A 13,058-nucleotide genomic window follows, 5' to 3' on the forward strand; every position below is an offset into this window, starting at 1 on the left:
TTGTCGCGCCCTGGGCTACCCTGCCTCGATGTTTTGCGAGGTCGACCATGCATATTCACATTCTCGGTATTTGCGGCACTTTCATGGGCTCGCTGGCGGTGCTGGCCAAGGAACTTGGCCACCGCGTCACCGGCTCGGACGCCAACGTCTATCCCCCGATGAGCACCCAGCTTGAAGCCCAGGGCATCGAGCTGACCCAAGGCTATGACCCGGCCCAGCTGGACCCGGCGCCAGACCTGGTGGTCATCGGCAACGCCATGTCGCGTGGCAACCCGGCGGTGGAGTACGTGCTGAACAAGGGCCTGCCCTATGTTTCCGGCCCGCAGTGGCTGGCCGACCACGTGTTGCAGGGCCGCTGGGTGCTGGCCGTTGCCGGTACCCACGGCAAGACCACTACCAGCAGCATGCTGGCCTGGGTGCTGGAACATGCCGGCATGAGCCCGGGCTTCCTGATTGGCGGTGTGCCGCAGAACTTCTCGGTGTCGGCGCGCCTTGGCGATACGCCGTTCTTCGTGGTCGAAGCCGACGAGTACGACAGTGCCTTCTTCGACAAGCGCTCGAAGTTCGTCCACTACCACCCGCGCACGGCGATCCTCAACAACCTCGAGTTCGACCATGCGGACATCTTCCCCGACCTGGCCTCGATCGAGCGGCAGTTCCACCACCTGGTGCGCACCATTCCCAGCGAAGGCCTGGTCATCCACCCCACCACCGAGCAGGCGCTGGAGCGAGTGATCGGCATGGGTTGCTGGACGCCGGTGCAGACCACCGGCGAAGGTGGCCAGTGGCAAGCCCGTCTGCTCAGCCCCGACGGCTCGCGCTTCGAAGTGCTGTTCGACGGCGAAGCGCAGGGCGTGGTGGACTGGGCGCTGACTGGCCAGCACAACGTCGCCAACGCCCTGGCTACCCTGGCAGCGGCGCGCCATGTAGGCGTGGTGCCCGCCATGGGCATCGAAGGCCTGAGCGCCTTCAAGAGCGTCAAGCGGCGTATGGAGAAGGTTGCCGAAGTGCAGGGCGTGACCATCTACGATGACTTCGCCCACCACCCGACCGCCATCGCCACCACCCTGGACGGCCTGCGCAAGCGCGTTGGCGAAGCCCCGGTGATCGCCGTGATCGAGCCGCGCTCCAACTCGATGAAGCTCGGTGCCCACCGTGACGGCCTGCCGGAAAGCGTCAACGACGCCGACCAGGTGATCTGGTACGCCCCGGCCAACCTTGGCTGGGACCTGGCTGCCACCGCCGCGCAATGCAAAGTGCCCAGCGTGGTGGCCGACAGCCTCGAAGCGATCATCGAGCGGGTCAAGGGGCAGGCCCGCGCGGGTACCCATGTAGTGATCATGAGCAACGGCGGCTTCGGCGGCCTGCACGGCAAGCTGGCCGAGGCACTGAAGTGAGCGGGCCGGAACGCATCACCCTGGCCATGACGGGCGCCTCTGGTGCCCAGTATGGCCTGCGCCTGCTCGACTGCCTGGTGCGTGAGGACCGCGAGGTGCACTTCCTGATCTCCAAGGCCGCGCAACTGGTGATGGCCACCGAGACGGACGTGGTGCTGCCGGCCAAGCCACAGGCGATGCAGGCTTTCCTCACCGAATATACCGGCGCTGCCGACGGGCAGATCCGCGTGTATGGCAAGGAAGACTGGATGTCGCCGGTGGCCTCGGGCTCCGGCGCCCCGGCGGCAATGGTAGTGGTGCCCTGTTCCACTGGCACGCTGTCGGCGATTGCCACCGGTGCCTGCAACAACCTGATCGAACGTGCTGCCGACGTTACCCTCAAGGAGCGTCGCCAGCTGATCCTGGTGCCGCGCGAGGCGCCGTTCTCCACCATCCACCTGGAGAACATGCTCAAGCTGTCGCAGATGGGCGCGGTGATCCTGCCGGCGGCGCCGGGCTTTTATCACCAGCCGCAGACCATCGACGACCTGGTCGACTTCGTGGTGGCGCGCATTCTCAACCTGCTGAACATTCCTCAGGACATGTTGCCGCGCTGGGGCGAGCACCACTTCGGGGTGGATGATTGAAGCGAGCGCTGGCGGGTTTGATGGCGCTGGTGCTGCTTGGTGGCTGCGCCACGGTGCGCACGCTGGATGCCAACAAGCCCGGAGCACCGGTGGTGTATGCCGGTACCCGGCTGGACTTGTATGTGATCAATGGCGGGTGCTGCCCGCGGGATCGTTACGGGGCTGAGGCGCCAGCGTATCCGGGGCTGGACCTGCCGGGGAGCATGTTGCTGGATACCTTGTTGCTGCCGTTGTCGTTGCTGACAGCGGCCGGTGTAGGCTTCCAGGCCACTGGTGGCCTGTAAGGGCCCTTTCGCGGGTAAACCCGCTCCCACAGGTACTGCACCAGGTCTGAAATCGGTGCAAATCCTGTGGGAGCGGGTTTACCCGCGAAGAGGCCCTGCCAGGTAAAGCCTACTTCTTGCCCAACCTGCGCAACTCATCCGACTCCACAATCCGCACCCCGTCCTCTTCCTCCAGCGCCAGCCGCCACAGCGCCCGGGCCAAGGTACAAGCCTCGATCCCCCGATACTTCCCGGGTATCAGCCTGGCAAACGGCGAAGCCAACTGTTCGCCGAGCCGCGGCTCGACCCGCTCACCCAGCAGCAACGACGGCCGCACGATGGTCAGCTGCGGCCAATCCTGAGCCTTGAGTGCCTCCTCCATCTCACCCTTGACCCGGTTGTAGAAAATCGACGATTTCGGGTCGGCGCCCAATGCACTGACCACCAGCAGATGCCGCGCGCCCAACTCCCGGGCACGCTTGCTGAAAGCCACCACCATGTCCAGGTCCACCGCGCGGAAGGCCGATTCGGAACCGGCCTGCTTCAGCGTGGTGCCCAGGCAGCAATAGGCGATATCGACCCGCCCACCCAGTTGTGGAAGGAACACAGCCGGGTCGCCTACCGGGTTTTCCAGGTGCGGGTGCTCGGCCAATGGCCGGCGGGTAGGCGCCAGTACGCGAGTGATGGTGGGCTCGTTGAGCAGACGGTCAAGCAGGTGTTCACCTGTCAGACCCGTGGCACCGGCAAGCAGGACATGCTGAGGCGTCAAATACATGATGTCTCTCCCTTGTTACACACAAGCTTAGTGGCTGCCGGGCGTTTGCGCCTGTTCCCCCGCGTTGGCCTGTGCGGCGTTACGCAATGCTTCTTCGGCCTGTTGCCGGCGCAGGTGCTGCCAGTGCTCAAGCACCTTCGGCGGCGCCCACAGCTGCGGTTCGGAGGCCTCGAAACCTTCCCTTTGTTCTCTTTCGGCAACGCTGGCGCGCGCCAGTTCAAACGCCTGTTTCAGGTCGTCGGTCTGGTTCAGCGCTTCAGCGAACAGGGCATCGCCGAAATAGGTGAAATCGGCTTCTTCCGAGCAACCGAAAGACACGCGGTCGGCACGGGCGGCGGTCATGATCAGCGTGCGCTCATCTTTGAGCGGCGTGATGTAGCCCCCTGAATAGCAGGCGGATATGACAATCACCTTGTCGCGGTTCTTCAGCGGTGCCAGCGCGCTCGCCAGCTCGTCGGCAGACAGATCGGCCAGCTGCAGGCGCGGTTGGTCGAGTACCAGCTGATGGTCCTGGCTGCCATGACTGGTGAGATAGATGAACACTAGGTCTTCGGGGCCGCTGCGCTCGGCCAGGGTGCGGGCGGCGCGGGTCAGGTTTTCGCGTGTGGCCATGGCTCGGGTGGTCATGTGGTCGCGGTGGTTGATCAGGGTCACCTGGCCACTGGCGCCAAAACGCACCTTGAGCATGTTGCTGACATAGTCGGCTTCGCGCATGAACACGCTCTGCTGGCCATCGCCGGCCACCACCAGGCTGTATAGCTGAACTGGTGGCGCCGAGCGCGGTACCCGGGCCAGCGCTTCATCCAGCAAACGGCCCTGGTTGAGCAGCGCCAGGTCCAGAGGGTCGGGCAGCAGCTTGCCGTTCTGGTCCCGTACGCGCACGCCGTTGCTCCAGGTGCCACTTTCGACCTTGCCGTTGGCCAGGATCAGCCGGCCCTGGCCGTGGTAGGCATCGTTGAGAAAGCCACCGATATACTTGCTGCCGTCGGCCAGCTGCAGGCTGCCCTGGCCCGACAGGCGCCAGTCGGCGAAGGTGCCTTTGTAGTGGCTGCCATCGCTGCCCAGCAGTTCGCCTTCGCCAACCAGCGAGCCGTCCTTGAATTCGCCGATCCACACATCACCATCGGCATTTTCGTAGCGGCCACGGCCTTCCAGGCGGTTGTCCTTGAACTCGCCGATGTACTGCTCGCCGTCAACGCTGTCGTAGGTGCCGCTGCCCTCCAGCTGGCCATTTATGAAGTGGCCGCTGAACTGGTTGCCGCTGGCATCGCTGCGCACCCCGGCGCCGTTGGGCTTGCCCTTGGCGAACAGGCCCTGGTAGCGGCTGCCGTCGGCCAGTTCCAGCTCGCCGGCACCTTCGTACAGGTCGTCCTTGAACTGGCCGCGGTAGGTCTGGTCGGCTTGCTTGAGGGTGCCTTCGCCGTCGCGGCGGCCGTGGCTGAAGGTGCCGGCATAGTGGCTGCCCGGGGTGGTCAGCTCGCCCAGCCCCTGGAACAGCCCTGCGGCGAACTGGCCGCGATACACCTCGCCGTTGCGGCCGTGCCATTCGCCCTGGCCGTGCCATTGGCCGTCCTTGAAGGTACCGGCGTACCAGCTGCCGTTGGGGTAGTCGATCCGGCCCTCGCCTTGCAACAGGCCATCGACCACCTGCCCCCGGTACCGCCCACCGTCAGGCAGGCGTGCGTCCGGCGGGAGCAGCGATTCGCCATCGCCGCAGGCGGCGAGCAGCAGGACCAGGGTGACGGGGAGCAGTGAACGCATGGCGAGAACCGGGCAATAGGTCTGCCGAGTATGACGCAGAATGGGATCCTGAAACAGCGAACGCATGTGCTGGCGCAGCTCTCGAGCCTGCACTGCATTGAAAAGCTGGCACGGAACCTGTGGGAGCGGGCGTGCCCGCGAACACCGGCGAAGCCGGTGCCATGTACCGTGTGGTCTTCTTCGCGGGTGAACCCGCTCCCACAGGAATTGCGGTGACCTTCAGCTTTGCGCAATACCTGTGGGAGCGGCTTTAGCCGCGAACACCGGCGAAGCCGGTGCCATGCACCGTGTGGCTTTCTTCGCGGGTGAACCCGCTCCCACAGGTATTGCGGTGACCTTCAGCTTTGCGCAATACCTGTGGGAGCGGCTTTAGCCGCGAACACCGGCGAAGCCGGTGCCAGGCACCGTGTGGTCTTCTTCGCGGGTGAACCCGCTCCCACAGGTATTGCGGTGACCTTCAGCTTTGCGCAATACCTGTGGGAGCGGCTTTAGCCGCGAACACCGGCGAAGCCGGTGCCATGTACCGTGTGGCTTTCTTCGCGGGTGAACCCGCTCCCACAGGTATTGCGGTGACCTTCAGCTTTGCACAATCCCTGTGGGAGCGGCTTTAGCCGCGAACACCGGCGAAGCCGGTGCCAGGCACCGCGTCGCCTGCTTCGCGGGCACGCCCGCTCCCACAGGTTCCGTGTTGCCTTTGAGGTGCAATCAGCGCACGCCCGGCGAAACGATGATCTTCACGTTCTCCTCCTTGTTGTTGACCAACTCCTCGAAGCCCAGCTCGACAATCTGCTCCAGCCCGATCCGCCCGGTCACCAGCGGGCCAATGTCCAGCCTGCCGTCAGCGATGAAGGCAATCACATCGGCAAACTCGCCGTTGTACGCCAACGCGCCCAGCACCTGCTTTTCGGTGGACACCAGTTCGAAGAAGTTGAACTCGCTAGGCTCCTCGAATATCCCCACCAACACGCACTTGCCCGCCTTGCGGATGGTGTCGATGGCCAGCTTGGCCGTGTGCTTGTTGCCGATGCATTCAAAACTCACATCCGCGCCCAGCCCGGCAGTGAGCTTGCGGATTTCCACCAGGGCGTCGCACTGGCTGGGGTCCAGCACCACGCTGGCGCCAACCTCTTTGGCCTTGGCCTTGCGTGCCGAGGACATTTCCAGGGCGATCACCTGCGCCGCGCCTGCCGCCTTGGCACACATGATGGTGCACAAACCGATAGTGCCGGCTCCAACTACCACCACCGTCTCGCCAAGCAGGCTGCCGGCCTTCTTTACCGCATGCATGCCCACCGCCAGCGGTTCGATCAGCGCCCCGGCCTCAGCCGGGAAACCCTGCGGCAGCCGGTACAGCAGGTTGGCGGGCACGTTGACCAGTTCGGCAAAGGCGCCATTGTTCATCAGGCCGGTGAAGGCCAGGCGCTCGCAGATGTTGTACAGGCCGTGGGTGCAGTAGTAGCAGGTGCCGCAATGCTGGCAGGCGTCCGCAGCCACCGGGTCACCGACGGCAAAACCTTCCACGCCTTCACCCAGCTTGGCGATCTGGCCGCAGAACTCGTGGCCGAGGATGCACTGGCCCTGGATGCCGGTCAGCGGGTGCGGTGCCTCCACCGGGATGAATACCGGGCCAGCGACGTATTCGTGCAGGTCGGAGCCGCAGATGCCGCACCAGTCCACCTTGATCTGCACCCAGCCGGGCGCAGGGTCGGCCGGCAGGGGCACCTGTTCGACGCGAATATCATTGCGGCCATGCCAGACGGCGGCGCGCATGTGGGTGTGGCTCAGGTCGTTCATTGTTGTTCTCCAGGCTCACGGAAAGGGCTTAGTGCTTGCGCAGGAACGCGAGCAGTTGCTGGTTGACCTGTTCGGCCGCCTCCATTTGCACCATATGGCCAGCCTCGGGCAGCACCAGCACTTCAGCCTCCAGCCCTTCGGCATGGCTGGCCGGGATGATCGCGTCCTTGCCGCCCCACACCACCAGGGCCGGGTGTTGTCCCAGCACCCCGCGCAGGTCGTGGCGCTGCCGGTCGCCGTCGGCGATGGCCGATGCCAACAGGCGCAACGCGTCGTCCACGCCTTCCAGTCTCTTGAACTTGAGCATGTCCTCCAGCATCTGCCGCGTTACCAGTGCGGGGTCGGCAAACAGCTGTACCATCTGCGGTTTGAGGGCATTGCGGTTAGCGGCAGCGACGAAGCCTTGCAGGTACTGTCCGTTGATCTCCTCGCCCAGCCCGGCACTGGCCACCAGGCTCAGGCTGGCCACCCGTTGCGGCGCCAGGCGCGCCACATTCAGGCTGACCGCGCCGCCCATGGAGTGGCCGGCCAGGTGGGCCTTGGCGATGTCCAGGTGGTCGAGCAGGGCCAGTACGGTTTCGCTCAACTCATCCAGATCGCCCCGTTGCAGGGCCTTGGCCGACTCGCCATGGCCCGGCAGGTCGAGGGCGATTACCCGTCGCTCGGCAGCCAGCGCCGGGTGGTTGAACAGCCAGTTGTTGAGGTCGCCACCAAAACCGTGCACCAGCACCAGCGGCGTGCCGCCTTCACCCAGCTCGAACCAGCGCAACTGCCGGCCAGCCACTTCAGCCTTCTGTGGCGCCGGCCCTTGGGCCTGGTCGGCGCCACCCTCGGCGACGAACTCGGCCTGGAAGCGCTGCACCACGGCATCGATTTCGGCTTCTTCGGCTTCGCCTTCCACCACCACCGCCAGCAGGGCTCCGACCGGCAGGGTTTCATCAGGCCTGGCCACCTGACGGCGCAACACACCGCTGAACGGGGCTTCGACGCTGCTGCTGATCTTGTCGGTCTCGACGTCCAGCACCTCGTCGCCCTTGCTGATTTCGTCACCTTCCTGCTTCAGCCAGGTATCCACCCGGCCCTCGGTCATCGACAAGCCCCACTTGGGCATGGTCAGGGTATGGATCTGGCTCATGCGGCACTCCTTGCGGCTTCGATCACTTTGCGTACCGCAGCCTCGATCTTCGCCGCGTCAGGGATGTACAGGTCTTCCAAGGCATCGGAGAACGGCACAGGAGTATGCGGGGCGGTGACCATTTCGATCGGGCCCTTGAGCGCGCCGAAGGCCTTCTGTGCCACCAGCGCGCTGATGTCGGTGGCCATGGAGCAACGCGGGTTGGCTTCGTCGATCACCACCAGGCGACCGGTCTTTTCCACGCTTTCCAGGATGCTGTCCTCATCCAGCGGGCTGGTGGTGCGCAGGTCCAGCACCTCGCAGTCGATACCCTGGCGGGCCAGGTTGTTGGCGGCCTCCAGCGCCACATGCACCATGCGGCCATAGGTGACCAGGGTCACGTCGTCGCCATCACGCAGGAAGTTGGCCTCACCGAACGGTACGGTGTACACCTCTTCCGGCACCTCTCCCTGCATGCTGTAGAGCAGCTTGTGCTCGCAGAAGATCACCGGGTCGTTGTCGCGGATCGCCTGTATCAACAGGCCCTTGGCATCGTACGGCGAGGACGGGCAGACCACCTTCAGGCCGGGAATGTGCGTCCACAGCGAGGTGAGCATCTGCGAGTGCTGGGCCGCCGCGCGCAGGCCGGCGCCGTACATGGTGCGCATCACCAGCGGGGTGACCGCCTTGCCGCCGAACATGTAGCGGAACTTGGCGGCCTGGTTGAGGATCTGGTCCAGGCAGCAGCCGGCGAAGTCGACGAACATCAGCTCGCACACCGGGCGCAGGCCCTGGGTGGCAGCACCGACGGCAGCGCCGACGTAGCCGATTTCCGACAGCGGTGCGTCGAGCACGCGCCCCGGGAACTGATGGTAAAGGCCCTTGGTCACGCCCAGCACGCCCCCCCAGGCGTCATCCTCGCCGGGGGCACCGGCGCCGCCGGCAACGTCTTCGCCAATGATGAATACAGTGTTGTCGCGGCGCATTTCCTGGGCCAGGGCTTCGTTGATGGCCTGCTGGTAGCTGATCTTTCTTGCCATGGTGATTCTCCTGTTGTTCTTGTAATCCGCGGCTCAGGGGTAGGCGACGTAGACGTCGGTGAGCAGGTCGGCGGGCTGTGGCTTGGGATCGGACTTGGCGCGGCGCACGGCGTCTTCGATCAGGTCCTCGACGCGGGCGTCGATGGCGTCCAGTTGCGCAGCCGTGAGCAGGCCGGCGCGGGTGGTCTTGTTGCGGAACTGCATGAGGCAGTCGCGGGATTCGCGCAGGTTCTTCACTTCGTCCGGGGCGCGGTAGGTTTGTGCATCGCCTTCGAAATGGCCGTAGTAGCGGCTGAGCTTGACCTCGATCAGCGACGGGCCTTGCCCGGAACGCGCACGTTCGATGGCAGCGCCGGCGGCCTCGTACACGGCAAAGAAGTCGAAACCGTCGATGGTGACACCGGGCATGCCGAACCCGGCCGCGCGGTCGGCGATATGGTCGCAGGCAACCGACCAGGTCGAGGCGGTGGCTTCGGCGTAGCCGTTGTTCTCGGCCACGAAGATGCACGGCAGGTTCATGATCGAGGCCATGTTCATTGCTTCGAACACGGCGCCTTCGTTGGAAGCGCCATCGCCGAAGAAGGCCACCGATACATCGTCGCGGCCTTTGATCTTGGCCGCCAGCGCCGCCCCGGCCACCAGCGGAGCGCCGGCACCGACGATGCCGTTGGCGCCGAGCATGCCTTTTTCCAGGTCGGCGATGTGCATCGAACCGCCTTTGCCGCCGCACACGCCGGTCTTCTTGCCGTAGATCTCGGCCATCATGCCGTATACGTCCACACCCTTGGCGATGCAGTGGCCGTGGCCGCGGTGGGTCGAGGCGATACAGTCGCTATCGCGCAGGTGGGCCATGACTCCAGCGGCGGAAGCCTCTTCGCCGGCATACAGGTGCACGAAGCCAGGGATCTCGCCGGTGGCGAACTCGACGTGCAGGCGTTCTTCGAAGGCACGGATGGTGCGCATCACTTCATAGGCATGCAGCAGTTGTTCGGTACTGAGTTGATTGGACATCTTGTTGTTCTCCGGGGTTGTCTCAACACGGGTTTGCAGGGTGCAGCCGATGGCCACGGGGCACGGCCAGCAAGTGATGGCGGGCGGCGTGCGCCAGTACGGCCTCGACGTCCACGCTCAATGGGCCTTGGTGGTCGAGGGTGATGGTGGGGCTGTCATGCTCGGCGAATTCGATTTCGCGCTCGCCGTCCAGCGCCAGGGTGCCGCTGGCCAGGCTCAGGCGATGGGCTACGCCGGGCGTCAGGGCGCCGCTAGCGGTGATGCCGCAGCCTTGCAGCAGGCCGGGTGCCAGTGGTGCGAGCAGCGCTTGTTCAGCACCGGGGTTCAGGCGTACCCAGGCACCGTGCGGGTCCTGGCGCGAGACCGGGCACCACAGGCCGCACAGGGCCGAGAGGCCGATGGCATGGGGTTCGGCGAAACAGGCGAATACTTCGCAAAGGTCTTCGCTGCGGCTCAGTGCCCGAGCGCCGATGAAGCGCTGGGGCGATACCGCCACCTCCACCAGTGCCCATTCGGCAAGCTGTTGTTCGGGCACCTTCACCAGCAGGCGCTTGTTGCGGCGCAGGCCGATGCTCGGCGGTACCCGGCCGCTGGCAAGCAGGCCGCCGGCCAAGCCGGCGCTGGTGGCCTCGCGCAGTTCGGGGAAGGCATTGTTGGTGCCGGTGGACAAGGTCAGCAGCGGTACGTCACCGGCCTCGGCAGCAACTGCCTTGTGGGTGCCGTCGCCGCCGAGCACTGCAATCATCGCCACGCCGCGTTCGACCATGCGCCGGGTGGCCAGGCGGGTATCGGCAACGGTCTGGGTCAGCGGCAGGTCGAGGATCTCGATGGCCGGCCAGTGCTGGTCCTGGGCGACCGGGCCCTGGCTGGCCTTGAGCACGGCAGCGGCGATGCCGGTCATGTCGCTGGGCAGCAGCACCTGACCGATGCCGGTAGCACCGAAGGCAGCGAGCAGGCGCTGGATCGCCGATGCCTTGTCGGTACTCGAATAGAGCCCGGCATTGGCAGTCAGGCGGCGCAGGTCGCGGCCAGAGGCAGGGTTGGCAATGATGCCGACAGTTGGGGCGGGTAGCGGCATGGCGCACCTCGTTTCTTGTTTGCCAGTGCTGGAGCAAGCGGGGTGCCAGTTTTCCTTGGGTAGGCTGAAATCACCGGGGCAGAGCGGTTTCGTTGCGCTCTGGCCGGAACGTATGGCCGGGCTGGCGAGACGCCGGGTGCCAGCCGAGGTATGGCATGGCCGAGACGCTGAGACGCTGCGTCTCAAGCCAGCCGGTAATCACGCAGTGCTTGTCGGGGCATGCCCGGAAGCGCTTAATGGCCGGACAACGATAAAAACAGCAACGAGAACCGGAGGGCCTGCATGCTTGCCGCGAACTCCCGAGCCCATGTCGACTGCGTCAGCAGGGTGCTGAAGAATGCCGACCGCCTGCCGCAGGCGCCGGTGCCACCGCTGATCCTCGATTCATGGCGCCGTTCCATGGAGCTGTACCGCCTCGACCCCGGGTCCCAGCAGGGGCCGCGCATCCTGTCCCAAAGCCTGCTCAACGAATGCCGCGAGCGCGCTGAACTGTTCCTGCGCATCGCCAGCGATGCCGTGGCCCGCCTGCATGAGCGGGTGCGCGGTGCCGACTACTGCGTGCTGCTCACCGACGCCTTGGGGCGCACCATCGATTACCGGGTCGAGTCGGCCATCCGCAACGATTGCCGAAAGGCCGGGCTGTACCTGGGCACCTGCTGGTCGGAGGGCGAGGAGGGCACCTGCGGCGTGGCGGCGGTGTTGACCAGCAAGGCGCCGGTCACGGTGCACAAGCGCGACCACTTCCGCGCCGCGTTCATTGGCCTGACCTGTACGGCGGCACCGGTGTTCGACCCGCTGGGCGAGTTGCTGGGCGTGGTGGATGTCTCGGCCTTGCAGTCGCCGGACGACCGCCGCAGCCAGCACCTGATCCGCCAATTGGTCGAGCAGACTGCGCGCGAGATCGAAAATGCCTTCTTCATGCACAGTGCCCAGGGCCATTGGGTAATGCGTGCCCATGGCACGCCGGGCTATGTGGAAAGCCAGCCCGACTACCTGCTGGCCTGGGATGGCGATGGCCGCCTGCAGGCGATCAACAGCCTGGCGCGCCAGCGCCTGGTGGAGCATCTGGGGCGTTTGCCCGAGCACATTGGCGAGCTGTTCGACATGGATCAGTTGCGCCGCGTGAACGCATCGTCCGCTCAACGCCTGCCGGGCCTGGGTGGTCTGTACGGCCGGGTCAGCGCACCCCGACAGCGCCAGCGTGCGCAGCCGTTGCGCCAGGCCCAGGACGCCCGTATCGAGCAGCATCTGCGCCTGGCCACGCGGGTCAAGGACTGCAACCTGGCGGTGCTTGTGCAAGGCGAGACGGGGGCTGGCAAAGAGGTGTTCGCCCGCCAGCTGCATCAGCAAAGCCTGCGTCGCGATGGCCCGTTCGTCACCTTGAACTGCGCGGCCATCCCGGAAAGCCTGATCGAGAGCGAGCTGTTCGGCTATGTGGCCGGGGCCTTCACCGGGGCTTCCAGCAAAGGTATGCAGGGGCTGTTGCAGCAGGCCGATGGCGGCACGCTGTTCCTCGACGAAATCGGTGACATGCCGCTGAACCTGCAAACCCGGTTGCTGCGCGTGCTGGCGGAGGGTGAAGTGGCGCCGCTGGGCGCGGCGCGGCGGGAGCGGGTGGATATTCAGGTGATTTGCGCGACCCACCGCGATTTGGCGGCGATGGTGGAGGATGGGCGTTTTCGTGAGGACCTGTACTTCCGCCTGGCCAATGCCCGCTTCGAGTTGCCGCCGCTGCGCGAGCGTGAGGACCGCTTGGGGTTGATTCACCAGTTGCTGGCCGAGGAAGCCGAGGCCTGCGGAGTCGAGGTGGTGTTGGCGGATGATGCGCTGCAGGCGCTGCTGGTTTACCGCTGGCCGGGGAATTTGCGCCAGCTGCGGCAGGTGTTGCGCTATGCATGTGCGGTGAGCGAGGACGGGCGGGTGCAGGTGCAGGACCTGCCGCAGGAGGTGCGCGGCGAGGTAGTCGCGTCGGCTGAAAGCAGCATGTCCTGTCCGGCCCGGCAGTTGCTGCTGGATGCGCTGATCCGCCATCGCTGGAAGCCGGCCGATGCGGCGCGGGCTCTGGGAATATCGCGGGCAACCTTGTACCGGCGGGTGCATGAGCACCACATCGAGATGCCGCGGATGAAGGGGTAGGGTCCGGGGGCTGCTTTGCAGCCCAATCGCCGGCAAGCCAGCTCCCACCTCGACCGCATAGAC

Annotated in this window: 11 protein-coding genes; 4 read left to right on the top strand and 7 right to left on the bottom strand. The window is 65.5% G+C overall.

Features of this window, described 5'->3' with window-relative positions:
• Positions 1-47: 47 nt before the first annotated feature.
• The 3 genes from mpl to NY023_RS02800 are packed head-to-tail and all read left to right on the top strand — an operon-like array spanning position 48 to position 2,307.
• Complete coding sequence (gene mpl, locus NY023_RS02790; RefSeq protein WP_024086190.1) at positions 48-1,397, top strand: UDP-N-acetylmuramate:L-alanyl-gamma-D-glutamyl-meso-diaminopimelate ligase; 1,350 nt, start codon at positions 48-50, stop codon at positions 1,395-1,397.
• Positions 1,394-2,023 carry a flavin prenyltransferase UbiX gene (ubiX, locus tag NY023_RS02795; protein WP_013970698.1) on the top strand — a complete coding sequence of 210 codons (630 nt, stop codon included), beginning with the start codon at positions 1,394-1,396 and terminating at the stop codon, positions 2,021-2,023. The genes mpl and ubiX overlap by 4 nt, the downstream gene beginning before the upstream one ends.
• On the top strand, positions 2,020-2,307 hold the full coding sequence (locus NY023_RS02800; RefSeq protein ID WP_013970699.1) for a YceK/YidQ family lipoprotein: 288 nt from the start codon (positions 2,020-2,022) through the stop codon (positions 2,305-2,307). The genes ubiX and NY023_RS02800 overlap by 4 nt, the downstream gene beginning before the upstream one ends.
• 109 nt (positions 2,308-2,416) lie before the next feature.
• Here the strand turns inward: NY023_RS02800 and NY023_RS02805 are convergent, their stop codons facing one another.
• From NY023_RS02805 to NY023_RS02835, 7 genes are all read right to left on the bottom strand, one after another.
• Positions 2,417-3,061 carry an oxidoreductase gene (locus NY023_RS02805; RefSeq protein WP_013970700.1) on the bottom strand — a complete coding sequence of 215 codons (645 nt, stop codon included), beginning with the start codon at positions 3,059-3,061 and terminating at the stop codon, positions 2,417-2,419.
• 27 nt (positions 3,062-3,088) lie between these two features.
• On the bottom strand, positions 3,089-4,822 hold the full coding sequence (locus NY023_RS02810) for a C13 family peptidase (protein ID WP_024086191.1): 1,734 nt from the start codon (positions 4,820-4,822) through the stop codon (positions 3,089-3,091).
• A 705-nt stretch (positions 4,823-5,527) separates the two neighbouring features.
• Positions 5,528-6,592, bottom strand: a complete 1,065-nt coding sequence (locus tag NY023_RS02815) for a 2,3-butanediol dehydrogenase (RefSeq protein ID WP_230397108.1) — start codon at positions 6,590-6,592, stop codon at positions 5,528-5,530.
• 52 nt (positions 6,593-6,644) lie between these two features.
• Positions 6,645-7,751, bottom strand: a complete 1,107-nt coding sequence (locus NY023_RS02820) for an acetoin dehydrogenase dihydrolipoyllysine-residue acetyltransferase subunit (protein ID WP_013970704.1) — start codon at positions 7,749-7,751, stop codon at positions 6,645-6,647.
• Complete coding sequence (locus NY023_RS02825) at positions 7,748-8,770, bottom strand: alpha-ketoacid dehydrogenase subunit beta (protein WP_013970705.1); 1,023 nt, start codon at positions 8,768-8,770, stop codon at positions 7,748-7,750. Before NY023_RS02825 ends, NY023_RS02820 begins: the two co-directional genes overlap by 4 nt.
• Before the next feature lie 33 nt (positions 8,771-8,803).
• Positions 8,804-9,781 carry a thiamine pyrophosphate-dependent dehydrogenase E1 component subunit alpha gene (locus NY023_RS02830; protein ID WP_015268810.1) on the bottom strand — a complete coding sequence of 326 codons (978 nt, stop codon included), beginning with the start codon at positions 9,779-9,781 and terminating at the stop codon, positions 8,804-8,806.
• A gap of 22 nt (positions 9,782-9,803) precedes the next feature.
• On the bottom strand, positions 9,804-10,859 hold the full coding sequence (locus tag NY023_RS02835; RefSeq protein ID WP_013970707.1) for an ATP-NAD kinase family protein: 1,056 nt from the start codon (positions 10,857-10,859) through the stop codon (positions 9,804-9,806).
• 282 nt (positions 10,860-11,141) lie between these two features.
• On the opposite strand from NY023_RS02835, the gene NY023_RS02840 reads away from it, so the two are divergent.
• On the top strand, positions 11,142-12,995 hold the full coding sequence (locus tag NY023_RS02840) for a sigma-54-dependent Fis family transcriptional regulator (protein WP_023662885.1): 1,854 nt from the start codon (positions 11,142-11,144) through the stop codon (positions 12,993-12,995).
• Positions 12,996-13,058 lie beyond the last annotated feature (63 nt).

The sequence above is a fragment of the Pseudomonas sp. NBB genome (genome assembly GCF_032701105.1).
Taxonomy (GTDB): Bacteria; Pseudomonadota; Gammaproteobacteria; order Pseudomonadales; family Pseudomonadaceae; genus Aquipseudomonas; species Aquipseudomonas asiatica.